This is a genomic window from Pseudidiomarina fusca (genome assembly GCF_032227045.1).
Taxonomy (GTDB): domain Bacteria; phylum Pseudomonadota; class Gammaproteobacteria; order Enterobacterales; family Alteromonadaceae; genus Pseudidiomarina; species Pseudidiomarina fusca.
On record NZ_JANFPJ010000003.1, the window covers coordinates 169,514 to 193,403 of the forward strand.

The following is a 23,890-nucleotide window of genomic DNA, read 5'->3' on the forward strand; positions in this document are numbered from 1 at the left end:
TTAATCCCAGATATTTAAATAATAAGGTTTTAGCCACAGCGCTATCAGCACTGCCGCCAGACAACAAATAAAATTAGCAGCTGCATGAATCGCAGCTTTAAGTAGTTCGCCTTGTTGGGCAAGCTGCACAACTTCTACCGAGAAAGTTGAAAAAGTAGTAAAAGCACCGAGCAACCCGACTCCTAGAAAGAGCCACCAAGACTGATGAATGCTTTGCTGTTGTTGCCACACCAGCAGCATTGCCAACAAGAATGACCCCAATATGTTAACGGTAAGTGTTGCGAAAGGGAACGTTTTACCAAGGATATGTGGCAACAGTAACCCTACCCCATACCGAGCCATAGCACCGATGGCGCCGCCTAAGCCTACCCAAACCCAGTTAGTCAACATCACTGCGTCGCCAATTGCTACGTTGATCTTGTTCACGCAACCACTCTAGTTTAGCTTTTAGTTGCTGCTCTAAGCCGCGGTCGTTAGGGCGATAAAGCTGTTGATTGGCAAGTACTGCAGGCAAATAACGTTCACCTGGAACAATCGCTTGTGGATAGTCATGGGCATAACGATAATCTGCACCGTAGCCATCAGCTTTATGCAACGCTGTGGGTGCATTGGTTAAATGCTTAGGTACAGCTAAATCTGGATAATCTGCCGCCAGTTGCTTGGCTTGGTTAAAAGCTTGATAGACAGCATTACTCTTGGGCGCTAAGGCACAATAAATCAAAGCTTGCGCAATCGCCCGCTCGCCCTCGGCTGGGCCTACTCGGGTAAAGGTATCCCAAGCATTTAAAGCCAACTGTAGCGCACGCGGGTCGGCGTTGCCGATGTCTTCAGAGGCAATCGCAAGGACACGTCGTGCGACGATCAAAGGGTCGCCACCGCCATGCAAAATCCTAGCATACCAGTAGAGTGCGCCATCAGCAGAAGAGCCGCGAACTGATTTATGCAAAGCTGAAAGCAACTCATAATAAGCATCACCCTGCTTATCAAAGCTTGCTTGCCGCCCACCGACAGCCTCCTTGACTAAGGCTAAGCTCAGTTCAGACTCGGTGGTCGCATCGGCACTAATTTCTAAGTAATTCAGGGCACGCCGTGCATCCCCAGCCGCAGCATGCAATAAATACTGTAACGCATCGTCGCTGAGCCGTAAGTGGCGTTCACCCAAACCGCGTTCAGGATCGGTTAAGGCCTGCATGATGACTTTTTTAATAGCCTCTTCATCCAGACTCTGCAATCGGTAAATGCGGGTCCGCGACAGCAGCGCGTTGTTGAGTTCGAACGCCGGGTTTTCAGTGGTGGCCCCCACGAAAATGATGGTGCCATCTTCTATGTGAGGTAAAAAGGCATCTTGTTGGCTTTTATTAAAGCGATGTACTTCGTCTACAAACAATACCGTGCGCTGTTGCCGTTGCAAAGCTCGCTGCTTGGCCGTTTCTATGGCTTGGCGAATATCTTTCACCCCAGCAGTTACGGCACTGATTCTATCTAATTGGGCAGCGCCACTGGTTGCCACCAGCTCAGCTAAGGTGGTTTTGCCGGTACCAGGTGGCCCCCACAAAATCATCGAGTGTAACAGGCCCTTGCTGATCGCCTGATAGAGCGGTTTTTCTGGCGCTAACAAATGCTCTTGGCCGATGTACTCAGCCAAACGCCGAGGTCGCATCCGTGCCGCTAATGGCCGAAAATCAGGGTCGAACGCCAAGCGCTGGTTAGCGTTGGTCATCCACATCTACTCCAGCCGGCACTTTAAAGGTAAATAATTGCTTGGCGACCGCACCATTAAGCTTCACGTTGGTTAGCTCAATGGTACTCATTTGGCCTTGCCCGTCATCTAGAATGATTCGGCTCAGTGGGGCCTTCAGATCCGCACCGGCAAACACCAACTGCAAACTTTGCGGGCTCTGCGCTTGGTCATTTGGTTGTAACGCAAAACTGTTGTCAGCCATTTTAACGTCATAATTTGCCCAAGCTGTAGCATCAGCATCAAGCAACAATAATAACGGACTTTGCTCCACTGCTTCAGCTTGTTGATAGACAGTAACCTGTTCAACAAAGGGATTGTAGTACCATAAATTGATGCCATCAGCGACCATCAGGGTTTCATCAGGAGCATCGGTTTGCCAATACAGATAATTAGGACGTGCGAGCGCCATGCGACCATGTAATTGCTGCACCAAATCGCCGTTCATATCGGTAACTTGCTGACTAAAGTCTGCTTCGAGTGTGGATACTTGCGCTAGGCGCTCTAACAGAGCATCACGATCGGCATCGTTGGCCGCAACCGGCTGCAGCGCTTGCTGCGCTAACGCAAAGATACCAACTGAGTAAGCTACTAGGGTTTTAAACGTCATTTTTTACCTTCTGTCTTATTAAGTGAGACCAGCAATAGCAATGTTTAGCTAACAAGCCTTAATCGCGCGGAGCACGCGGCGCAATAACGTCACGCTGGCCATTGTTGCCGGCACTACTAACGACCCCACTTACTTCCATTTGTTCCACAATTCGTGCCGCCCGATTGTAACCAATTCTGAATTTGCGCTGCACGCTAGAGACGGATACCCGACGTGTTTCAGTCACAAAAGCGACTGCTTCGTCATAAAGAGGGTCACTTTCTTCATCACCCATGTCTAATTGTTCGCCAGGCAACAGGTTGTCTTCATCTAAGCCGCCCTTGAGAATTTCATCCAAGTAATTAGGTTTACCGCGTTTCTTCCAATCAGCGACCACCGCATGTACTTCATGGTCATCCACAAAGGCACCGTGAACTCGCGTTGGCACTCCGCTGCCGGGCGGTAAGTACAACATATCCCCTTGCCCTAATAGCTGATCAGCACCGGGCTGATCCAAAATGGTGCGCGAATCGATTTTAGACTGCACCTGAAAGGCGATACGCGTAGGAATGTTTGCTTTAATGAGCCCAGTAATCACGTCTACCGACGGACGCTGAGTTGCAAGAATCAAATGAATTCCTGCTGCCCGCGCTTTTTGTGCAATACGAGCAATCAACTCTTCTACTTTTTTGCCAACAATCATCATCATGTCGGCAAACTCATCAATCACCACCACAATACTTGGTAATTTCTCTAAGTAAGGTGGTAATTCGTCCATCGAGTCACCTGGTTTCCAGATGGGATCGCGCAAGGGTTCGCCCGCTTCAATGGCCTCTAACACCTTTTGATTGTAACCTTTTAAGTTACGCACGCCCAAGGCTGACATCAGTTTGTAGCGGCGCTCCATTTCTCCCACACACCAACGCAACGCATTGGCCGCATCTTTCATGTCGGTGACCACTTCGGTAAGTAAATGAGGAATCCCCTCGTACACCGACAGCTCCAACATTTTTGGGTCGATCATGATTAAGCGGACATCATCAGGTGAGCTCTTATACAGCAAGCTCAAAATCATTACATTCACACCAACGGATTTACCCGAGCCGGTGGTACCCGCGACCAATAAATGCGGCATCTTAGCTAAATCAACTACAACCGGCGCACCAGAAATACCTTTACCTAGCACCATGGTTAGCGGAGATTGGCTTTGTTGGAAAGCATCACAGGCTATCACTTCACTGAAAAATACCGTTTCTCGAGATTTATTAGGAAGCTCTAAACCGACGTAGGATTTGCCTGGAATAACTTCGACAACGCGAACCGAAATAGCCGAAAGTGAGCGCGCAATATCCTTATCTAAGTTTGAAATCTTAGACACTTTGACACCAGGCGCTAAATCAAGCTCAAACCGGGTGATCACAGGGCCAGGTTGAACATTCGCAACCTTCACTTCCACTCCGAAGTCTTGCAATACAGCCTCAACGGTTTCACTGATTTGCTGTAATTCAGCTGGTGTTAACGGGTTACCCGTGCGATTAGGACGGTCTAATAACTCAATCGATGGTAATGGATCTATCGGGCCCTGATTTGGTTGTTCGTTAGCATCATCATCCGCGGCTGACGGTACTGCCGTATTCGCCCCAAGCTCAGTGTCCGGTTCTGGTTGCACAGCGTTACTAGTACTCAAAGAGGTCGCGTCAGAATTCACCCGTACTGGCTCGCGCGGTGGTTGGAATCGGCTCAGATCATCGGTGGCTTGAATACTTGGCAAGTCAAATGCTTCATCTAATTCTGGCTCTACTCGCGCACTAACAGGAGAGTCAATCGCTCGGCGGTTTGCTTTGTTAGCTGTGCCAGCGCTTTTCTTATTAAGCGCAGCATCGCTCTCATTGCTATTTTCGGTATCACTATGTTCGGTATCGCTATCTTCTGTATCAATGATGCGCTGCGCCGCTTGGCGCTCTGCCGCTTGTTGCTTGCGCTGTTGCGCTTGACCTTGTAACTTCATCATCGCCCAAGCCCAGCCGCGCTGACTTTGGGCGGCTAGCCATAATGCGGCAGTAATGGTCCACTCACCTAACTTATCGGCTAACCAAATCCAACTAACACCGGTAACTAAGGTCAAACCGGTACAGAGAAAAGTTAACAGTAATAAGGTCGTGCCGATCAAATTAAAATAGGGTAACAGCGATTGGCTAATAACGTTTCCCACTACCCCGCCGGCAGAAAAAGAAAAAATATTAGCAAAATTTAAGGAAGCTAAGGCTGAAGCACCGATCAGCGTCAGGACTAAACCAATCAGGCGCAATCCTACCGCCAAATAGTCTAGCTCTAGTAAACGGTGGGGTTGCCGAAACATCAAATAGCCCAAACCAGCCAGAGCAAAGGGGATTAAATACGCAACATAACCCAAGGCAAAGAGCAAAGCGTCGGCAAACCATGCGCCAATGGCGCCGGCATGATTATGAATGGTGCCTTCAAATCCCGTTTGCGACCAACTAGGGTCGGCCGGATGAAAGCTTGCTAACGCCAGAAACAAAAATACCGCAAAGGCCCCACATAAAATAAGGCCAACTTCCAACATGCGTTGTACACCGCTCATTTAAGACCTCGCGGTTGCTGCTGTTTTGCCATGGTATCGATATCCTTGCGCTTAGCGTTATAATTATTTTATCCCCTATTGTAGCGTGCTTGTGCGGGTTATTCAGCTATTTAGTAGGGTTCTTTTGTTAACCTTTAATCAAGACCTTATTATCAGCTTTAACTTCTTCCATCACCACGTAAGTACGTGACTCATTGACCCCTGGCATGGTTAAGATAGTTTCGCCCAATAACTTGCGATAAGAAGGCATATCTGGCACTCGTGCTTTAATCAGAAAATCAAAATCACCGGCAACCAAGTGGCATTCTAGAATTTCCGGTGTTTTTTGCACCTCAGCGCTGAAATCAGCAAACGCATCAGATGAGGTTCTACTCAAGGTAATTTCTACAAATACCATTAAGTTAGCCCCTAATTTAGCGGGATTAATCCGAGCATGATAGCTTTCAATGACGCCTTCTCGCTCAAGTTTACGCACCCGCTCGCTGCAAGCCGTTGGGCTAAGCCCCACCCGCTGGGCTAAATGCACGTTACTAATACGCCCCTCAGCTTGCAAGATGCGTAGAATCCGCCGATCGATACGGTCGACCGTGATTTCTATTGGAACTTCCGGACTAAACATTGTTTTTCTCTATTTAGCGCATATTAATGCTATTTATACACTAATTTCTGCGTCAAAAAAAGTACGAAACACACCCCTGCTTTCTACTATAATGCCCGCCATTATCCATTGTTTTACAGAATCAACCAAAGAGGCTTGTTCCATGCTTATCGGTGTACCAAAAGAGATTAAAAACCACGAATACCGCATTGGCTTAACCCCCGCTGCAGTGCGCGAGTATGTTGCTCATGGCCATCAAGTTATGGTTGAGCAAAATGGCGGCTTAGCGATTGGTTTTACCAACGAAGATTACGAGCAAGCCGGTGCCACTATTGTTGCTGACCCAAAAGATATCTTTGCCAAGGCTGAAATGATTATCAAGGTCAAAGAACCGCAACCACATGAATGTGAACAATTGCGTGAGGGGCAGATTATTTATACCTACTTACACTTAGCGCCAGACCCAGTACAAACTGAGTTGTTAGCAAAAGCTGGCGTAACTGCTATCGCTTACGAAACTGTAACCGATCGCAACGGTGGCTTACCTTTGCTTGCTCCGATGAGTGAAGTAGCTGGCCGCATGAGTATTCAAGCAGGTGCACACCACCTTGAAAAAGCCAATGGCGGCAGCGGCACCCTGCTTGGCGGCGTGCCTGGCGTAGCTCCTGCAAAAGTCCTGATCTTAGGCGGCGGTGTGGTTGGTACTCAAGCAGCTAAAATGGCTGTTGGCATGGGTGCTGACGTTACTATTCTAGATCGCTCATTACCGCGGTTACGTCAGTTAGACGACATTTTTGCTGGCCGCGTGAAAACCATCTACTCAACGGTTGATGCGGTAGACACCTACTCGCGTGAAGCTGATTTAGTGATTGGTGCGGTACTTATTCCTGGAGCCGCAGCGCCTAAGTTATTAACCCGTGAACACCTGAAAAACATGAAGCCAGGTTCAGTGGTTGTCGACGTAGCAATCGACCAAGGAGGCTGTTTTGAAACCTCTAAAGCAACGACCCATCAAGATCCAACCTATGTGGTTGAAGATGTGATTCACTATTGTGTGGCTAACATGCCAGGTGGCGTTGCTCGTACGTCCACCATTGCCCTGAACAATGCTACCTTGCCATTTGGTTTGGCATTAGCTAATAAAGGTCTGCAAGCATTAGCGAATGATCCACACCTGCTGAACGGTTTGAATATGCATCAAGGTAAAATCACCTATAAAGCGATTCACGACGATTTAGGTGCGCAATTAGGGCTGGAATACCTAGACCCACAACAGGCGGTTGCTGGTTAAATTTCACCTTTTGTCAACCTATTAAGCCAAGACCCGCAGCGTGAAAACCCTGCGGGTCTCTTGTTTCTTAGGGTTGCAAACTCTACAATCAGGCCATATACCTAAGAAATAATTTGAACGCATAACGGAGTACATTTTTCATGGCTACAGCCAAACATTGTCGTCTTCTCATTTTGGGTTCTGGCCCAGCCGGTTATACCGCTGCGGTTTATGCAGCACGAGCCAATTTAAACCCAGTGCTAGTGACAGGTTTACAACAAGGTGGACAATTAACCACCACCACCGAAGTAGAGAATTGGCCAGGTGATCCTGAAGGTTTAACAGGTCCTGATTTGATGGTGCGGATGCAGCAGCACGCGGAAAAATTTAATACAGAAATCATTTTTGACACCATTAATAGCGTTGATTTTTCTACGAAGCCGCTCAAGTTATTCGGTGATAGCGGCGAATACACTGCCGATGCGGTGATTGTAGCTACTGGCGCGTCAGCTAAATACCTAGGCCTAGAATCAGAACAAGCTTTTATGGGTAAAGGTGTTTCTGCTTGCGCAACCTGCGATGGTTTCTTCTATCGTAATCAGAAAGTTGTCGTTGTTGGTGGTGGTAATACTGCCGTTGAAGAAGCTTTGTATCTTGCTAACATTGCTAGCGAAGTTCATGTTATCCATCGTCGCGATAGCTTCCGTGCTGAGAAAATCTTGGTCGATCGGTTAATGGAAAAAGCAGCCAACGGTAACGTGACCTTGCATTTACATAAGACCCTCGACGAAGTCCTAGGTGATGATATGGGCGTTACTGGAGTGCGCGTAAAAGACACTCAAACCGGTGCCTTGAGTGAGATTGAGGCTATGGGCTGCTTTATTGCCATCGGCCATCAGCCAAACACAGGTATTTTTGCCGATCAGTTAGACATGCAAGACGGTTACATCAGCGTGCAATCGGGTACCCACGGTAATGCCACTGCTACCAGCGTACCTGGCGTCTTTGCTGCCGGTGATGTGATGGATCATATTTATCGCCAAGCTATTACCTCGGCAGGCACGGGCTGTATGGCGGCGCTGGACGCAGAACGTTATTTAGATGGCTTAACCAAAGCCTAAGTTTAGTTCAAGACGACTAGGGCAAAACGTGATTGCACATCTTGCAAGCGATTCTATCTGGTTTCCATCACCACGTTTTGCTCTAGCTGATCCTAATGGCTTGCTCGCCATTGGTGGTGACCTTGCCTCCGCTCGTTTAATCGCAGCTTACCAACAAGGTATCTTTCCGTGGTTTGGCGAGGACGACCCCTTGTTGTGGTGGAGCCCGGATCCGCGCTGTGTGTTTAGTCCAACCTCCCTCCACGTTAGTCGCTCGATGCGCCGATTTATCCGCACTACGAACTTGCAGGTCACCATCAATCAAGATTTTGTCGGGGTGATCCAAGCTTGTGCTGAGGTACACGCACAAGCTGGACGTGGGGTTTGGATTCATCCCGAAATGATCACGGCTTATCAGCACTTGCACCAATTAGGCCACACCCACTCCATTGAGGTGTGGCAGCAAGGCCAGTTGGTCGGCGGTTTATACGGCGTTGCCGTCAACAACCTTTTTTGTGCAGAAAGCATGTTTCAAAGGGTCACCAATGCGAGTAAATTTGCGCTGCTGCGTTTTGCGCAGGCCTTTTTTGCAGCTGGTGGCAGCTTTATTGATGCGCAGATCATGAATCCACACACAGCTTCCTTAGGTGCCTTTGAACTGGCCCGGGCGCCTTATTTAACTGAACTTGCACAGCCGCAACGTGCAAGCGTCAAGCAATTTTGGCAGCAAGCTCAGCTTTAAATCATGGCTAAACGGCATTATCAGTGGCATTTATTGTCAAAAGCGGCTAAAATTCTGGCCACTTTTCGCACGGGGATGTCATCAGCGCGATCGGTTAACCTCTTAACCACCTTCATCATTCCCTGCAACGCATATATAAACGATAAAATATCGAGGATTTGAATGGCAAAAGAAGACAGTATTGAAATGCAAGGTACGGTGCTAGATACCCTACCTAACACTATGTTCCGTGTTGAGCTAGAAAATGGTCACGTGGTGACTGCGCATATTTCTGGCAAAATGCGCAAGCACTATATCCGCATTTTAACGGGTGACACTGTCACGGTGCAGCTTACCCCGTATGACCTAACCAAAGGTCGGATCGTCTTCCGCGCTCGTTAATAGCACCACCGAGCCCTGCTTAACTAGCAGAACTCGGGGTGGTTTCGCGCTCACTAATGGCGAGGTTTAACTCGCCATTTTTCGTACTAACAGCCACTGCCCCACCATTGCTTAAACGGCCGAACAGGATTTCGTTAGCTAATGGCTTTTTCAGATATTCCTGAATGACACGAGCCATCGGCCGTGCGCCCATAGCTTTATCGTAGCCTTTTGCTGCTAACCATTTCACCGCTGCTTGATCTAGAGTCAGCGACACTTGTTTTTTGTCTAACTGCACTTGCAGCTCACAAATAAACTTGTCGACGACTTGTTCAATCACTTCGGTATTCAAATGGTTAAACCAAACGATGCTATCGAGGCGATTACGAAATTCCGGAGAAAAGGTTCGGTTGATTTCTTGCATGGCATCAGGAGCATGATCTTGTTGCTGAAAACCAATACTTTGACGTACGGTTTCTTGCACGCCAGCATTGGTGGTCATCACCACAATAACGTTCCTAAAGTCCGCTTTACGGCCGTTATTATCAGTAAGGGTGCCGTGATCCATCACCTGCAATAAGATGTTGTAGATATCGCTATGAGCTTTCTCTATTTCATCTAACAGTAACACCGCATGCGGATGTTTTATCACCGCATCTGTCAGCAGCCCACCTTGCTCGAACCCTACATAGCCCGGCGGTGCACCAATTAACCGGCTAACGGCATGGCGTTCCATGTATTCAGACATGTCGAAACGCAAGAACTCAATGCCCATGGCCTTAGCTAGCTGCTGCGTGACTTCAGTTTTACCAACACCCGTTGGCCCGGCAAACAAAAACGAACCAATCGGTTTTTGTTCATGACCTAAGCCCGATCGTGACAGTCGAATAGCTGCGGTTAATTGGTCAATAGCTTGGTCTTGCCCAAACACCACCAGCTTCAGGTTTCGATCGAGATTTTTCAGAATATGTTGGTCTGAACGAGACACCGATTGCTCTGGAATACGGGCAATCTTAGCCACAATCGCCTCAATATCGCCAACGCCTATGGTTTTCTTGCGTTTTGACGGAGGTAACAGCCGTTGGCTGGCACCCGCTTCATCAAGCACATCGATAGCTTTATCTGGCAACTGGCGGTCGTTAATGTAACGTGCGGCTAATTCAGCAGCCGCTTTGATGGCCGGTTGGGTATAACGAATTTGATGGTGCTCTTCGTAACGTTCTTTCAGCCCCATTAAGATGCGAGTGGTATCTTCCACCGATGGTTCGCTGACATCAATTTTCTGAAACCGACGTACTAACGCCCGATCTTTTTCAAAAATATTTTTAAATTCACTATAAGTCGTAGAGCCTATGCATTTTAGCTCGCCGTTTGAGAGTAACGGCTTGAGCAGATTCGAGGCATCTAGCACCCCACCGCTGGCAGCACCGGCGCCAATAATGGTATGAATTTCGTCAATAAAAAGAATCGCATTAGTTTGCCCGGCTAATTCTTTGAGTAATTGTTTAAAGCGCTTTTCAAAATCACCGCGATACTTGGTGCCAGCTAGCAAGCCGCCCATATCAAGGGAATAGATCACGGCATCAGCCATCACGTCTGGTACTTCATGATGCACAATGCGGTAGGCCAAACCTTCCGCAATAGCAGTTTTACCTACGCCAGCCTCGCCCACCAAGAGAGGGTTATTCTTGCGTCGACGACACAGCACTTGAACACACCGTTCCACTTCGTACTCACGGCCAATCAAAGGATCAATACGACCATCTTTGGCACGTTGGTTTAAGTTGCTGCAAAAGCGGCTGAGAAAGCTCTGTTCTTCATCGGTATGATTATCAAGGGCTTCGCTAGCGCCGTGCTCATCGCTTTGGTTGTTAGCTTCATCCTCTAGTTTAGTCAGCCCATGAGATAAATAATGCACCAAATCGAGGCGCGTAATGTCGTGTTTGTTCAGGAGGTACACGCCATGAGATTCTTGCTCACCAAAAATGGCGACCAAAACGTTAGCACCGGTCACTTCGCTATTACCAGCCGACTGCACATGAAACACCGCGCGTTGCAACACCCGCTGAAAGCCTAAGGTAGGTTGGGTCTCGGTATCCGCGCTGTCATCGTCAAAACTCGGTGTAGTGCGCTCTACATAGCCTAATAACTCAAGCCTAAACTTGGTGAAATCCAAACCGCATGCGCGCAACGCTTTGCTGGCTTCAGGATTATCCAATAATGCTAGGAGTAAATGTTCAACGGTCATCAACTCATGCCGATAATCTCGTGCTAAACGAAATGCATCGTTGAGTGTTACTTCTAAAGCTTTGTTCAACATATCAACTCCTTATACCCAAACAACCCAACATTCTTATGCTTAGGCTAGTTCCATGCCACATAACAACGGATGTTGATGTTCGCGCGAATAGTGATTTACCTGCGCAACTTTCGTTTCAGCTATCTCGGCTGAATAAATACCGCAAACGGCTCGACCTTTGTAATGAATGGTCAGCATGGTGTCGGTAGCTCGCTCCTGGTCCATCCGAAAAAACTTGATTAATACTTCTACCACAAAATCCATCGGAGTGTAGTCATCATTATGTAAAACCACTTTATACATGGGTGGTGGCTTTAACGCCTGTTTGTCTTCAGTATGCACTTCACCCTGGTGATGATGATTTGGATGACTCATCGATAACCCTTTCTCTTATATATAGTATTAAATTCAAAAAATGGCTTAACTTTAAAAAAATAAGCTGTTCGGTTACTAACTAGACAAAAAACGCCTTGACTATCCGCAAAAGTCACCTATTGTAAAACATGGCGTTAACAAAAAAGAAATTCAAGACCTGCGCTTATGCATACTGGTTTCTTTTTTCACGATGCCATTCTAACAATAACTAAATCTTAAATGCAGAATAAAGGAAGTAGAAGTATGGCAACCGGTAAAGTGAAGTGGTTCAATAACTCTAAAGGGTTTGGCTTTATCGAGGCGGAAGATCGCGAAGGTGATATCTTCGCGCATTATTCAACCATTGAAATGGATGGATACCGCACTCTGAAAGCTGGCCAAGATGTTGAATTCCAACTAGAACAGGGCCCTAAAGGTTTACACGCAACCAATATCATTCCCGTTCAAGGTAAATAACCCTGCCGTGGTTAGATAATGAAACCTTCACAAACGCCGGCTTTCACCGGCGTTTTTTTAACTATCAATACCAAAATACCGCCGCAGTTGATCGCGTAAGTTAGGTGGTGTCCCATGAATGGTTAAGGTATCTGTGTGTGGGTCATACTTAACCCGTTCATTCAACAGAGTTTGTTCAAAACCAACACTCAAACCGCCACCTTGCCCTTGAAATTTAACCAGTTTTCGTAAGGTGGATCGATCCGTTAAAACTTCCTCGGGCAAAGCTTGCTCTTGGCTACCTGCAAAATCAGCAAAACTGCGCTCCAATGGCACTTGAGCCTGCAGCTGTTCGGACAAGTCCTTAACGCGCACCGGTTCGCCTTGTTGCCATTGATTGTCACAGATGTCGTACACCGATTGACGAACTTGGCTTGCCTGCTCAGCAGCTAATTGCGACTCTTGAACGAACTTTTGCACACTTTCAACCAAGTGTTGCGATTGTTTCTTTGGGTTGGCAGCCTCGGCACAGCCCAAAAAGTCCAAAAAAAAGTCTGAAACTTTGCGCCCCACTCGTCCCTTAATAAAAGAAATGTAAGTGACTGAATCCGGTTCTTGCTGCCACTCACTGATATTAATAGTGGCAGCTAATTGCACTTTGCTGATAGCTAATTGCGACGAACGGTCAACCGATAAATCGGGGGCTATGGTAACGCCATCTTGAAACGGCAAAAAAGCCACCACGAGATAATCTTCACAGCGGTCGGTATAGCTCGCCATCAATAAAAAGCCAGCCTCTAAGATGCCGTAATGCTGCAATTGCTGGTGCAAAATCTTAGCGGCTTGCTGCGAAAAATCGACAAATTCTAGTTGTTGACCTAACCACCCCGTAAGTAAGTGCGGAAACTCACTAAGCTGATGCGGCTCGGCATCCTCATCATTGGCGCTTAAAAATCTAGCGTACCCCTTGCTTGGCTTGGCTTGGTATACATCGGTTAACTCGGTCAGTAAGAGACTAACTTCATCGTTAATCGGTAAAGTTGCTGGAGCTACGCGCAGTCCAATTTGGCCGTCATTGGTATAAAACTGATGAATAATGCTATGTTTTACTTCTGCGTACATGGTCACCCTTGTATTCTGTTGCAGTGCCTGTGGTAAGATGACGCTATTCTATCAGATTGAGACAAAAAACTATGCCTATTGTGTCCAAATACAACGCCGACCAACAACAGCAATTACTCGACGACGTGTTAGCCGTATTCAGTCAACACCAAGCGCCTACGGATCTTATTTTAATGACTTTAGGGAATGCCGTTAGTAATACCATTCAAGCTCGTTATCACCCCGACGATACGCATAAGATTGCTGAACAATTTGGTAAAGTGCTGTTACAATCACTTGCATCTAATAAACAATAATCGCTAGAGCTTACTATGAAGCAACGTAAACAACGCAGAGACAAAATAGCTCGCTTAATAAGCTGGGGCCATTGGTTTACGTTTTTTAATATTCTTTTAGTCTTAGCTATTGGTACCTTATATATAGAAGCATCTGCTGCGCCAGGGTCTGCACTTGGCGTTATCTACCTGATAGTAAATTGGCTTGGCCATTTTGCCTTTTTACCCTTTATTGTTTTTATCATTCTGATTTTTCCGTTCTGTATTTTTATTCCGATATCACGAGTGCTTCGGGGCATCGCCACGTTAGTGGCTAGTTTTGGCTTGATCGCTTTAGTTGCTGATGCTTTGTTTTATCGCCAATACGGCTACCATTTAAATACCTATTCACTCAGTCAATTGGCAAGCGATGCTGAATCAGCTTTTGCCGGCGCTAGTTTTTTAATTCTCTTAGGCATGCTACTTATTTTTGTGGTGCTGCTGGTCTTTGAGCTAGGCCTGTCTAATATCGCTTGGAAGCGCCTAGATTCATTACAACAAAAACATTGGGGACCAACCTTTGCTAGCATTTTTGTCGCCTGTTTTTTAGCAAGTCATAGTATTCACGTGTGGGCAGATGCAGTGTTTTACACTCCGATAACCAAACAAGATGATATGTTTCCGTTATCTTATCCAACTACCGCAAAAACCTTAATGAGCAAGCACGGCTTGTTGGTGGAAGAGCGCCAAGCCATTACCCAGAATCTGATCCGCACCCGCGCTGATATAAATCTGCAATACCCGCTTAACGAGCTAATGTGCTCGCGCCAGAGCAACCCTAACGACACCTTGTTAATTGCCGTGGATAAGCTAACGAGCAGCCAAGCAGCTAAGCTTATGGAGCTTTCCAGCAGCCCAGTAAAAGCTGCTAGCTTACGAGAGTTTAGTAGCGTTGCCACGCCGGTACTCGGACAAACCCATGTCAGCGCGGCACTGTTTGAGTTAACTTATGGCTTACCCGATTTGTATCAACGCGCGGTGCAGCAAGCCAACACCCCACCGGCCTACTTAACCGTCTTAGAGAGCTACGGCATTGAGCTTCGTGCCGATGACGAATTTGCGCTTGCGGACATCACCTCGAATAACCCTAACGCAAGCCTCGAGCTGCTCTATTATCGCCAAGGTCAATGGGCAGAATTAGTAGCCCAGGTTAAGATCGCACTCACTGAGGTACAGAACCAACAACTACAGCTCATTATTGTGGGGCTAACGCCAGCAGTATCTAGTGGCACTGAGACTTATGCCATCAACAACCTGCAGGTGCCTTTGTTGATCAGTTCAAACCTGTCATGGCAAGCCCAACCCTTGGTGCTACTATCGGATATTATGCCCTCGGTGTTGCACAGCTACATGCGCTGCGCGAACGAGGCCGCAAGTTACTCGGTGGGCGTGAATATGACCGAGAAAGTGAGAAAACTGCCATTGATGACGAGCTACGGTACTGATTTAGTCATCTATCAAGAACAGATGACGTCGGTGATCGAAGCTGATGCTAATATTCGAACCTTTGCCAACGATACTTATGAACCTTTATCTGGGGTGGTTCCGGCAACCCCTATTCTTGTAGACGGTATTCGCAAGCTCAAACGCTTCAGTAATAATAACACGGCTGCAATTGATTAAATAACCCGCAGTTGAACGGTGCAGAGCTTGCTAAAGTTGAATTTATCAGTAATATAACGCCCTCGGTCGGCGTGTGGCGCAGCTTGGTAGCGCACTGTCATGGGGTGTCAGGGGTCGTAGGTTCAAATCCTATCACGCCGACCAAAAAATCAAATAAAAACAAGGGTTTAGGCTAACGCTTAAGCCCTTTTTTTTAGACCCTTGAAATGTTGGTATACGAGGGGCTCGTGGAGGGGCAAACGGCCCTAGCTGCTTGTCATTCCGCCACGCAATACCTATTGCGGCCACTTTCTTTCGCACGATACATGGCATTATCGGCTTTATTGAGCAAGGTTTCGTAGTCTTCACCATGCTGTGGATAAAGCGCTATCCCAACCGATGCTCCAACAGTGACCGTATGCTGCTCGAGCACAAAGGGCTGCTGTAATGCGAGCACCAGCTTCTGAGCAATAGCCTCGGCATCTTTAGGCTCAGTGAGCGCATTGAGAACAATCACAAACTCATCGCCACCAATGCGCGCCACCACGTCATGATGGCGCAGTTGCGCCTTAATTCTTGGTCCAATACAACGTAACAATTGGTCCCCTACATCGTGACCATAGGTGTCATTAATAGGCTTGAATTTATCCAAATCTAAAAACAACACGGCTAGGTGTGTCGGTGCATTGTGTAACAGCACCGTAATCTGATGGTTGATAGCCGCTCGGTTAGGTAATCCAGTTAAGGGGTCTGTTAGGGCCTGTTGTTTGATGTTTTCCACCGCTAATTGGTCTGCTGTTACATCATTAAAGATATGGATAAGCTGTGTGACCGTGCGTTCTTGATTGCGCACCGCTGTGATCGTTTGCAAAGCAGCAATGGGTTCGCCTTTTGCAGTGCGATACCAGATTTCGCCTTGCCAGCCATCCTGTTGTTGTAAATGTTTACGAACGGTTTCGGTAAGCCGCAGAGAGACTTTGTTGCTATCAATAAAATCACTTAAAGAATGCTGCTTTATCTCTTTGCTGCTCAGGTTAAGCAAATTCAAAAAAGCTTGATTAGCTCTCTTAATACGTAAGTCCACATCCGTAATGACAATAGCTTCATGAGTCTTTTCAAACACCATCCCAGCTAGCTGGAGCTGCCGATTGAGTGCCTGTAGTTGCTGCTGCTGTAGTTGCTGCTGCTGGATAATGGGTCGCATGTAAAGTTTTAATAAATAGGCACCTATCGCCACAATCAAGAAAATTATGCCGCTTACCCAGAGCAACTCAACCAAGAGTTCTTCACGCAATGACGTTTCTGGCTGTGTTACCCACAAGCCCCAATTAGACTCGCTGAGTGGAATATAAAAGTGACGATGATGTAAGTTATGAAATACACCACTATGAAGTTGAGGTTGCTGGCCTACTAAAGCATGGGCAACTGTAACTGCTTCAGAATTAATCAGCTCGCGCACATTCGCGTTAAATTCAGTTGATGCGGCAGTGGCTATAGGAGTCAAACTAAAGTGAAGCTCAACTTTGCGGGTTAAATGCAGTAAACTAAATTCAGTGGTTGCATCAAATTTATTCAAGTGCTCTAAAATATCAATGATCTCAGTTTGGTCGAATAGCAACACATCATGACCAATGATTTCATTATTAAGGCTTATAATAGGGGCTACTACACTGATATAAATATGCCCAGAGAGGTTGATGTAGTCCGTTCTATGTAGATTTAATTGGCTCAGATTTACCTGCTTTAATAGGCTGGTGGTGCCTGATTCACCTGCAACTCGAGCAATCTCGGTGCCATTAGCTGCAATTCTTATCACCCCCACTAGGGTTGGAATAAAATCGACAGCATGTGCCAGCCGCGCGGCTGTCTCTTGTTGTACTTGAGCTAGCGCAAGTTGCTGGTCCAAATACAAAGCCAAACGCTGACGTATCTGTGAGCGACTCGCAAACTGTTGAGCTATCTGTTCATAATGAGTAAGTTGTTGCTCTACAGCAAGAGCTTGTGCAGAAGCATAAGCTAAATCCTGCCGATCTTCTGTTTTATCCAAATAAAAAAACAGCGGAATTAAGGTACTGGTGCTAGCGATAATCCCCGTTATTAACACTCCAATAATCACTCGGCGGCTTAATAAAGACAATGCATTCGTGTAAGGCGGTGGGGATTTGCCTTGGTCCTTTGTTGTTACGTGCAATCCTTGGTCTGGCAATGATGATATCCCTAAGCTAGAAATAATTACCCCATAAATAACCAACCCTTATGCATCTGTTACCAACTGGGTTGGGTCGCTCAACGTTGGCTATCTAACACATAAGACTTGAATTGATAAAATTATCTAATTAACTGTGCAACTAACTTGTCTATATATGTAGCACGTTCTGGCTCATTGATAAAATTTTCTTGCGCTAAAGTTGACCATTGCGGATTTTTTCGCGCTCCTTTAAACAAAGATTTTAGCTTACTTAACTCTTGTTCACGCTGGCTGTTATCACTGCTGAGTAATAAGGTGTTTGTCGCCCCATGACCACGCAAGCTCAATTGCTGCAACAACTGCAGTTGGCGCACGGCTAAAAGCAAGATAATAGGGTCTTCAACGATCAGTTGATGTTGGCCTTGTAGCTTATGTTTCAGTTGCTTGCCGTAGTGTTGCCAGCCTTGCCACAAACCACCGATAGTGGCCCCTAACAAGGTTCCTGCGCCTAAACTGGCTCCGCCGACCAAGAGATCAAAACCAGCCCCCACGGCCGCCCCACTGCCTACACCTAAGCCGGCCTTGATACCAAACTCAGTCAAGGTCTCAGTATCGAAGAGATCATCGTGCCAGTGACCGGTGCTAATATCTAAGTTATCGAGCGCCACGGCATCTAAGTTGAACTCATACAAAGCTAGTAAGTCTTGCACACATCGACGCTCGCGTTCGGTAACTTGACGCTGTACCTTAGCTAAAACCTCCTGCAGAGCGCTACTATCGAGCTCCGCACTCACCAGATGTTGCAGTGCAGCTACATCAGTCAGTAATTCAGCGATCTGCTGTAGCCCCTGGTGCAGACGTTGCTGCCGTTGCTGCTCACGGTGCTCAATAAGTAGGTTTAGCTGCTGATCAAAGCCTTTCACCACTAACTTTAAACGGGTTAATAATTCAGCTTCACCGCCCTCAGGTGGGCTCACCGCATCAAACTCAATAAAGCTATGCAAATTTACCTGCGCTAGTGCTTGTTGCCAGGCGCTGCTGTAGCCTGCGGTAGTTGCGGTAAAGTTAAGCACAGGTAGTAGCGGTTTACCGCAGCGCATCAATACGGCTAATTCATCTTGGTATTTTGGCAACACAGGATCACGCACATCAATCACATAGAGCGCAGCGTCACTTTTAAGCAGTTGTCGTAGTACTTTGGCTTCTTGCGCAAATTCTGTTTCGGCTAAGGTAGAATTTAGAAACTGGTGTATTTGTTTGGCGCCATCGTGTCTAAATTCGGCATCGCTTAGGCTTAAACTCTCAAATAAGTCACTACCAGCTTCTAGCCCCGGAGTATCATAGAGCTCAAGCAACACCTGCTCAGCATTCCCAATCGCCATGGTAAGCACGTCACGAGTGGTACTTGGGCGGCTAGCTACTTCACCAAATTGGCTGTCATGCAAAAGTGTACGCAATAACGAGGTTTTGCCCGTATTGGTATGCCCCACTACGGCCAATTGTAACGCCGTTAAACGAGTCGCCATGGTATCTCCTGTTGAGCTAACAGCTGCTGCCAATGCTGCAGGCGCTGTTGTTGTTCGGCACTAGCATGCTCACTCGCTGTGATCAGTAGTACTTCTAGATGAGCAACATATGCCATCATCTCTCGTAACAATTTAAGCGTGGTACGGTCTGGGCTTAGTTCACTATTAACCCGCACCCATAATTGCTGCGGAGGGTGCGCATGTAGGTGAGCTAATAACCGGCGTTTTTCTAGACCGCTGGCAACAACACCATAAAAACCAACCGATGCTGCAGTTTGCTGTTGTGCTAACCACGCATGGTCTAATTCAAAATCCAGGCTCACGGTTAAGCTATCAGCAGTTAATTGCGGCGGCTCCAGACGCTGGTGTTGTGCTGAACTAGCCATGGTTACCGTAACTGGGGAATTCGTTGGCGATTGGGTATCTGCATCAATCACCACGGCTTGGGCGCGAGGTTTTAAGCCCTGCACTACGGTTGCCATACCAGGTGCTTGTAAATCAAGTTGGGCCCGCCACGCCCGCCAGCCTAGCAGCAGCATAGCAGCAAGCAGAAACAACAACCGCGGCACAATACCGTAGCTAAACACGCACATAAGTAGCCAGCGGCCGGCTGCCAGTTGATTCGTGGCATCAGCACTAGCTGGGCCTAAATCTGCATAGCTAGGAGCGCTAACTCCCCACCAGCTGGGGCCCCAACCTATCACTTCAGCCCAGCTAGAAACCGTCGCCGCCGGCCAGATGGTACTAGCCCAAGTAAACTGATAAACATTGGTGCTTAAGCTCACAAACAAAAATAACCAGGTGGCCAACATCACCAAGAGCCAGTAGCCATGGCTGAGCATAGCGGTGCCCGGCGCAATCATTTTATTGCGCTGAGCAACCGACCACAGGGCTGTTTGATACTGCTGATGTTGCGGCCGCCGACCTAGGCGCTGCATCAACCACATCGATAGCCGCAAAATACTGGTGCCGCTAGCCTGTGTGCTGGCTGGTCGCCGTACCCCCTGCAGTAGGCTCAGCACCAGCCACAGCAGTAACATGACACTATTCATTCCGAGTAATAGCACCAAGGCAAATAGCAAGGAGATTGGACTTGGCAAGGCTAGCGTTGCCTGCACTTGCGCCAAGCCAATGAGTACTGCCAACAAACTCAAGCTGATCGCAATCACCCGCCGCAGTTGGTGCCACCGTTGCAAGTGCTGCGTAAGCCCGAGTCGCTCTGCCCAGAGTTGTCCACGCAGCAACACTTGCTGACTGAGCTGCGGCTGTTGCCGAGCCTGCTGCTCAATCACAGCATCGCGCTGAAAGCCGTGTTCGAGCTCGTATCGACGAACCAACTCGGACATCCAAATCGCTTTAAATTTTGCAAAAATAGCTGTCATAGTGCCTATTATTCTTCCGGAATAAAGCCGCCTGATTGGCGCGCCCATAATTGGGCATAGATACCGCCCTGCTGCAAGAGTTGCTCATGAGTTCCTTGCTCTACAATTCGGCCTTGATCCATAACTACCAAGCGATCCATTGCGGCTATAGTTGATAACCGATGGGCAATAGCAATCACAGTTTTACCTTCCATCAAGCGATATAAATTCTCTTGAATGGCCGCCTCAACTTCTGAGTCTAATGCCGAGGTGGCTTCATCTAAAATTAAAATCGGCGCATCTTTAAGCATCACGCGGGCGATAGCGACCCGCTGTCGTTGTCCGCCTGACAATTTAACCCCACGCTCGCCAACATGGGCAGCCAAACCACGGCGCCCTTCGGCATCCTCTAACTCATCAATAAAGGTATCGGCTTCGGCTTTGTGGATGGCTTCTTCAATCATCGCATCGGTAGCATCGGGGCGACCATAACTAATATTACCGCGTACCGAACGGTGCAATAACGAGGTATCTTGAGTAACCATGCCGATGTGCTGACGTAAACTGGTTTGCGTCACCTCAGCAATATTCTGACCATCAATCCGAATCGCCCCTTCATTTACCTCATAAAACCGCAGCAACAAGTTAACTAAGGTTGATTTACCGGCACCCGAACGTCCTACCAAGCCAATTTTCTCACCGGCAGCGATGTGTAAGCTCAAATCATGTAAAACCGGTTTATCGCTATGATAATTAAAACTTACCTGATCAAATTCAATACTTCCTTGGGTAACATGAAGCGGCACCGCGCCCTCTTTGTCGAGAATATCTTGCGGTACCGAAACGGTCTTGATGCCATCCTGCACTGTCCCAATATTCTCAAACAATGCGGAAATCTCCCACATAATCCATTGGCTCATGCCCCATAAGCGCAGTACCAAACTCAAAGCAACTGCAATGGCACCCACACTGATCTGATTGTCTACCCAAAGCGAAATGGCTAAAAAACCGACCGCAAATAACAGCGTTGAGTTAAGCAGGTAAAGACAGGTATAAAGCTTGGTCACCCAGCGCATTTGTCGATGCACTGTGCCAAGAAACCCCGCCATACCGTCTTTGGCAAACTCTAATTCGCGCTCCGCATGTGAAAATAACTTCACCGTTTGGATGTTGGTATAACTATCAACAATGCGACCCGTCATGATTGAGCGCGCATCTGCTTGGGCAGCAGCTACTTTGCCCAGGCGCGGCACAAAAAAGCGTAATAGCAACCCGTATAACACCACCCAAACCACCAGCGGTGCCGCCAAGCGCCAGTCCGCACTAGCAATAATGGCAACGGTACCAATAAAATACACGGTAACATAATTCAGTACGTCGAACAGTTTGATCACGCACTCGCGCACTGCGAGTGCTGTTTGCATCACTTTGGTGGCAATGCGTCCGGCAAACTCGTCTTGGTAAAAAGTGAGGGACTGATTAAGCAAATACTTGTGCACTAACCAGCGAATACGCATGGGATAATTACCTAATAGCGACTGATAGGTAATTAAGGAGTGCAAAATGACCAGCATGGGCAAGCCCAACATCACCACCAAAGCCATCCCGGTGAGCCCCCAGAATTGCTCCTGCACAAAGGTTTCTCGATTCTGCTCAGCCAGCCAATCGACAATATTACCGATAAAACTAAACAGCCAAACTTCAGTTAGCGCAATCAACATCATCAGCAGCCCGGCCGCAATGATATAAGGCCAAGCGCCGCGGCTATAATAAAGGCAGAATTTCACCAGGGTTTGCGGTGGTTGCTCTACTTTATCTTCGGGAAATGGATTTAACCGGCTTTCAAACCAACGAAACATATCGATCCTTAAATTGAGGTTTAGCCTAGACTTTGGTCCAATGTCAGACTTTACTATCTATGCATTACCATAACGCAGTTATTGATTTGCCAATAATAAACTAAAAAAGGATAAGCCATGAATGCAATTCTGCTGATGTTACTGGGCTTAGGTGCGATGTTTTTGGGCTACGTATTTTATTCAAAGTTCGTAGCCGAAAAAATCTACCAGCTAGACCCTAATTTTCGCACGCCAGCGCACGAGTTTGAAGACGGCGTAGATTTTGTTCCCACTAACAAGTACGTGTTGTGGGGTCACCATTTTACCTCAGTTGCGGGTGCCGCGCCTATCATTGGGCCAGCTATCGCCGTTATTTGGGGTTGGGTGCCGGCCTTTTTATGGGTGGTGTTTGGTACTATCTTCTTTGCTGGCGTTCATGATGCTGGTGCTATTTGGGCCTCGAACCGCAACAAAGCCCGCTCCATTGGGGCTCTCACCGGTGATGTGGTAGGCCGACGCTCACAAAGCCTGTTCATGATCGTGATTTTTTTAGTGCTGCTCATGGTTAATGCGGTGTTTGCGACCGCCATTTCAGGGCTACTGATCAACTTCCCTAGTTCCGTGGTGCCCGTATGGGGAGCTATCTTTGTGGCCCTGATTATTGGCCAATTTATCTTCCGTAAATGGATGAACCTAGGCACGGTTTCTATTTTAGGGGTGATTGCACTCTATGCACTGATATGGGCTGGACCATCGTACCCGATTGAATTACCAGAAACGGTATTTGGCGTTTCTGATAATGCGCAGTGGATTATTGTGCTTTTCCTTTATGCTGCTATCGCTAGTTTGTTGCCGGTATGGATGTTACTGCAACCACGTGATTACATTAACGGCTTACAATTATTCATCGGCTTAATTCTTCTTTACGGTGCCGTGCTAATAAGCGGCCCTGAACTCGTTGCTCCAGCATTTAATACCAATACTCCGGAAGGGACACCATCGCTGGTGCCACTGTTATTTGTCACCATCGCTTGTGGCGCTATATCTGGGTTCCATGGATTAGTTGCATCAGGAACCACCTCAAAACAGCTCGACAAAGAAACGGATGCTCGTTTTGTTGGTTATTTTGGTGCAATCGGTGAAGGTTCATTGTCTCTTGCCACCATCATTGCGGCAACTGCTGGCTTTGCTACCTTAGCCGATTGGCAGGCCGTGTATCATAGCTTCGGTCAAGGAGGCGTGGCTGCCTTTGTATCCGGTGGCGCAAATATCCTCGAGAATGGTATCGGCTTAAATGCTGAAATCTCGCAAACCTTGCTCACGGTGATGGCGGTGTTGTTTGCCGGTACCACCATGGATACAGGGCTACGTTTACAGCGCTATATCTTCCAAGAATGGGGCAATATTTATAACATCAAATGGATGGAAAAAGCTGCGCCTGCTACCTTACTTGCCGTAGGTTCGTGCTTGTTGCTCGCCTTTGGTGCCGGCGGTGCTGATGGTTCTGGTGGCTTGCTAATTTGGCCACTGTTTGGTACTACCAACCAGTTACTTGCCGGATTAACCCTACTGGTGATCACCACCATGCTGGTTAAGCTAGGTCGCCCCATGTATGTGACCTTGATACCTTTGCTGTTTTTGCTAGTCATGGCCATTTACGCGTTGCTTATTCAGTTAATGACCTTCTACCAAAAATCAGATTGGTTCTTGTTAAGCTTAGACTTAGTGGTGTTAGTTGCAGCTATTTGGATTTCTTTAGAAGCGGCTAGTACTCTTACAAGGCTACGTCGCGAACAACGTAACAAAGCTTAATTAAGCTAGAAATAAAAGG

Annotated in this window: 20 protein-coding genes and 1 tRNA gene; 9 read left to right on the top strand and 12 right to left on the bottom strand. The window is 47.4% G+C overall.

Going from position 1 to position 23,890, the window contains the following annotated elements:
• The 5 genes from crcB to lrp all read right to left on the bottom strand — a co-directional run bounded on the left by crcB (position 1) and on the right by lrp (position 5,548).
• Positions 1–390: a fluoride efflux transporter CrcB gene (gene crcB, locus NOG12_RS02525; RefSeq protein WP_110075041.1), complete on the bottom strand. Its 390-nt coding sequence runs from the start codon at positions 388–390 to the stop codon at positions 1–3.
• Positions 380–1,720 (bottom strand): replication-associated recombination protein A, encoded by a 1,341-nt coding sequence (locus NOG12_RS02530; RefSeq protein WP_313932388.1) that lies wholly within the window; start codon positions 1,718–1,720, stop codon positions 380–382. The genes crcB and NOG12_RS02530 overlap by 11 nt, the downstream gene beginning before the upstream one ends.
• Positions 1,707–2,348 (bottom strand): outer membrane lipoprotein periplasmic chaperone LolA, encoded by a 642-nt coding sequence (gene lolA, locus NOG12_RS02535; RefSeq protein ID WP_110075039.1) that lies wholly within the window; start codon positions 2,346–2,348, stop codon positions 1,707–1,709. Before lolA ends, NOG12_RS02530 begins: the two co-directional genes overlap by 14 nt.
• 58 nt (positions 2,349–2,406) lie before the next feature.
• Positions 2,407–4,929 carry a DNA translocase FtsK 4TM domain-containing protein gene (locus tag NOG12_RS02540; protein WP_313932325.1) on the bottom strand — a complete coding sequence of 841 codons (2,523 nt, stop codon included), beginning with the start codon at positions 4,927–4,929 and terminating at the stop codon, positions 2,407–2,409.
• Positions 4,930–5,056: 127 nt separating this feature from the next.
• Entirely contained in the window at positions 5,057–5,548 is a 492-nt protein-coding gene (lrp, locus tag NOG12_RS02545) for a leucine-responsive transcriptional regulator Lrp (protein ID WP_110075037.1), read from the bottom strand.
• A 142-nt stretch (positions 5,549–5,690) separates the two neighbouring features.
• On the opposite strand from lrp, the gene ald reads away from it, so the two are divergent.
• The 4 genes from ald (at position 5,691) to infA (ending at position 9,020) form a co-directional block, all read left to right on the top strand.
• A complete protein-coding gene (ald, locus tag NOG12_RS02550) occupies positions 5,691–6,818 on the top strand; it encodes an alanine dehydrogenase (protein WP_313932326.1) in 1,128 nt (375 codons plus the stop codon).
• 140 nt (positions 6,819–6,958) lie between these two features.
• Positions 6,959–7,918 carry a thioredoxin-disulfide reductase gene (trxB, locus tag NOG12_RS02555; RefSeq protein WP_110075035.1) on the top strand — a complete coding sequence of 320 codons (960 nt, stop codon included), beginning with the start codon at positions 6,959–6,961 and terminating at the stop codon, positions 7,916–7,918.
• Positions 7,919–7,946: 28 nt separating this feature from the next.
• Complete coding sequence (gene aat / locus NOG12_RS02560; protein WP_313932327.1) at positions 7,947–8,639, top strand: leucyl/phenylalanyl-tRNA--protein transferase; 693 nt, start codon at positions 7,947–7,949, stop codon at positions 8,637–8,639.
• A gap of 162 nt (positions 8,640–8,801) precedes the next feature.
• Positions 8,802–9,020, top strand: a complete 219-nt coding sequence (gene infA, locus NOG12_RS02565; RefSeq protein ID WP_008489926.1) for a translation initiation factor IF-1 — start codon at positions 8,802–8,804, stop codon at positions 9,018–9,020.
• Positions 9,021–9,039: 19 nt separating this feature from the next.
• On the opposite strand, the gene clpA is transcribed toward infA, so the two are convergent.
• Together clpA and clpS are read right to left on the bottom strand one after the other, a co-directional pair.
• A complete protein-coding gene (gene clpA / locus NOG12_RS02570; protein ID WP_313932328.1) occupies positions 9,040–11,319 on the bottom strand; it encodes an ATP-dependent Clp protease ATP-binding subunit ClpA in 2,280 nt (759 codons plus the stop codon).
• 39 nt (positions 11,320–11,358) lie between these two features.
• Positions 11,359–11,673 (bottom strand): ATP-dependent Clp protease adapter ClpS, encoded by a 315-nt coding sequence (gene clpS, locus NOG12_RS02575; RefSeq protein WP_110075032.1) that lies wholly within the window; start codon positions 11,671–11,673, stop codon positions 11,359–11,361.
• A gap of 243 nt (positions 11,674–11,916) precedes the next feature.
• Here clpS and cspD point away from each other — a divergent pair, with 243 nt between their 5' ends.
• A complete protein-coding gene (gene cspD, locus NOG12_RS02580) occupies positions 11,917–12,129 on the top strand; it encodes a cold shock domain-containing protein CspD (protein ID WP_110075031.1) in 213 nt (70 codons plus the stop codon).
• Positions 12,130–12,186: 57 nt separating this feature from the next.
• On the opposite strand, the gene yejK is transcribed toward cspD, so the two are convergent.
• A complete protein-coding gene (gene yejK, locus NOG12_RS02585; protein WP_313932329.1) occupies positions 12,187–13,230 on the bottom strand; it encodes a nucleoid-associated protein YejK in 1,044 nt (347 codons plus the stop codon).
• Between the two features lie 71 nt (positions 13,231–13,301).
• On the opposite strand from yejK, the gene NOG12_RS02590 reads away from it, so the two are divergent.
• From NOG12_RS02590 to NOG12_RS02600, 3 genes are all read left to right on the top strand, one after another.
• The gene (locus NOG12_RS02590) at positions 13,302–13,526 is read left to right on the top strand and encodes a YejL family protein (protein ID WP_110075029.1); all 225 of its coding nucleotides are present in this window, start codon (positions 13,302–13,304) and stop codon (positions 13,524–13,526) included.
• 15 nt (positions 13,527–13,541) lie between these two features.
• Positions 13,542–15,167 (top strand): DUF3413 domain-containing protein, encoded by a 1,626-nt coding sequence (locus NOG12_RS02595; RefSeq protein ID WP_313932330.1) that lies wholly within the window; start codon positions 13,542–13,544, stop codon positions 15,165–15,167.
• 67 nt (positions 15,168–15,234) lie between these two features.
• A tRNA-Pro gene (locus NOG12_RS02600) sits at positions 15,235–15,311 on the top strand.
• 112 nt (positions 15,312–15,423) lie between these two features.
• Here the strand turns inward: NOG12_RS02600 and NOG12_RS02605 are convergent.
• From NOG12_RS02605 to NOG12_RS02620, 4 genes are all read right to left on the bottom strand, one after another.
• Positions 15,424–17,283 (bottom strand): diguanylate cyclase domain-containing protein, encoded by a 1,860-nt coding sequence (locus tag NOG12_RS02605; protein WP_313932331.1) that lies wholly within the window; start codon positions 17,281–17,283, stop codon positions 15,424–15,426.
• Between the two features lie 191 nt (positions 17,284–17,474).
• Positions 17,475–18,860 (bottom strand): GTPase/DUF3482 domain-containing protein, encoded by a 1,386-nt coding sequence (locus tag NOG12_RS02610; protein ID WP_153825552.1) that lies wholly within the window; start codon positions 18,858–18,860, stop codon positions 17,475–17,477.
• Complete coding sequence (locus tag NOG12_RS02615) at positions 18,845–20,242, bottom strand: DUF2868 domain-containing protein (protein WP_162014464.1); 1,398 nt, start codon at positions 20,240–20,242, stop codon at positions 18,845–18,847. The genes NOG12_RS02610 and NOG12_RS02615 overlap by 16 nt, the downstream gene beginning before the upstream one ends.
• An 8-nt stretch (positions 20,243–20,250) precedes the next feature.
• A complete protein-coding gene (locus NOG12_RS02620) occupies positions 20,251–22,080 on the bottom strand; it encodes an ABC transporter ATP-binding protein (RefSeq protein ID WP_313932332.1) in 1,830 nt (609 codons plus the stop codon).
• A 117-nt stretch (positions 22,081–22,197) separates the two neighbouring features.
• Here NOG12_RS02620 and NOG12_RS02625 point away from each other — a divergent pair, with 117 nt between their 5' ends.
• Positions 22,198–23,871 carry a carbon starvation CstA family protein gene (locus NOG12_RS02625; RefSeq protein ID WP_110075023.1) on the top strand — a complete coding sequence of 558 codons (1,674 nt, stop codon included), beginning with the start codon at positions 22,198–22,200 and terminating at the stop codon, positions 23,869–23,871.
• Positions 23,872–23,890 lie beyond the last annotated feature (19 nt).

Bases quoted from the DNA above. Each gene is read 5' to 3' on its own strand.
- crcB (WP_110075041.1), bottom strand. From the start codon at position 390: ATGTTGACTAACTGGGTTTGGGTAGGCTTAGGCGGCGCCATCGGTGCT.
- NOG12_RS02530 (WP_313932388.1), bottom strand. From the start codon at position 1,720: ATGACCAACGCTAACCAGCGCTTGGCGTTCGACCCTGATTTTCGGCCA.
- lolA (WP_110075039.1), bottom strand. From the start codon at position 2,348: ATGACGTTTAAAACCCTAGTAGCTTACTCAGTTGGTATCTTTGCGTTA.
- NOG12_RS02540 (WP_313932325.1), bottom strand. From the start codon at position 4,929: ATGAGCGGTGTACAACGCATGTTGGAAGTTGGCCTTATTTTATGTGGG.
- lrp (WP_110075037.1), bottom strand. From the start codon at position 5,548: ATGTTTAGTCCGGAAGTTCCAATAGAAATCACGGTCGACCGTATCGAT.
- ald (WP_313932326.1), top strand. From the start codon at position 5,691: ATGCTTATCGGTGTACCAAAAGAGATTAAAAACCACGAATACCGCATT.
- trxB (WP_110075035.1), top strand. From the start codon at position 6,959: ATGGCTACAGCCAAACATTGTCGTCTTCTCATTTTGGGTTCTGGCCCA.
- infA (WP_008489926.1), top strand. From the start codon at position 8,802: ATGGCAAAAGAAGACAGTATTGAAATGCAAGGTACGGTGCTAGATACC.
- clpA (WP_313932328.1), bottom strand. From the start codon at position 11,319: ATGTTGAACAAAGCTTTAGAAGTAACACTCAACGATGCATTTCGTTTA.
- clpS (WP_110075032.1), bottom strand. From the start codon at position 11,673: ATGAGTCATCCAAATCATCATCACCAGGGTGAAGTGCATACTGAAGAC.
- cspD (WP_110075031.1), top strand. From the start codon at position 11,917: ATGGCAACCGGTAAAGTGAAGTGGTTCAATAACTCTAAAGGGTTTGGC.
- yejK (WP_313932329.1), bottom strand. From the start codon at position 13,230: ATGTACGCAGAAGTAAAACATAGCATTATTCATCAGTTTTATACCAAT.
- NOG12_RS02590 (WP_110075029.1), top strand. From the start codon at position 13,302: ATGCCTATTGTGTCCAAATACAACGCCGACCAACAACAGCAATTACTC.
- NOG12_RS02595 (WP_313932330.1), top strand. From the start codon at position 13,542: ATGAAGCAACGTAAACAACGCAGAGACAAAATAGCTCGCTTAATAAGC.
- NOG12_RS02610 (WP_153825552.1), bottom strand. From the start codon at position 18,860: ATGGCGACTCGTTTAACGGCGTTACAATTGGCCGTAGTGGGGCATACC.
- NOG12_RS02615 (WP_162014464.1), bottom strand. From the start codon at position 20,242: ATGACAGCTATTTTTGCAAAATTTAAAGCGATTTGGATGTCCGAGTTG.
- NOG12_RS02620 (WP_313932332.1), bottom strand. From the start codon at position 22,080: ATGTTTCGTTGGTTTGAAAGCCGGTTAAATCCATTTCCCGAAGATAAA.
- NOG12_RS02625 (WP_110075023.1), top strand. From the start codon at position 22,198: ATGAATGCAATTCTGCTGATGTTACTGGGCTTAGGTGCGATGTTTTTG.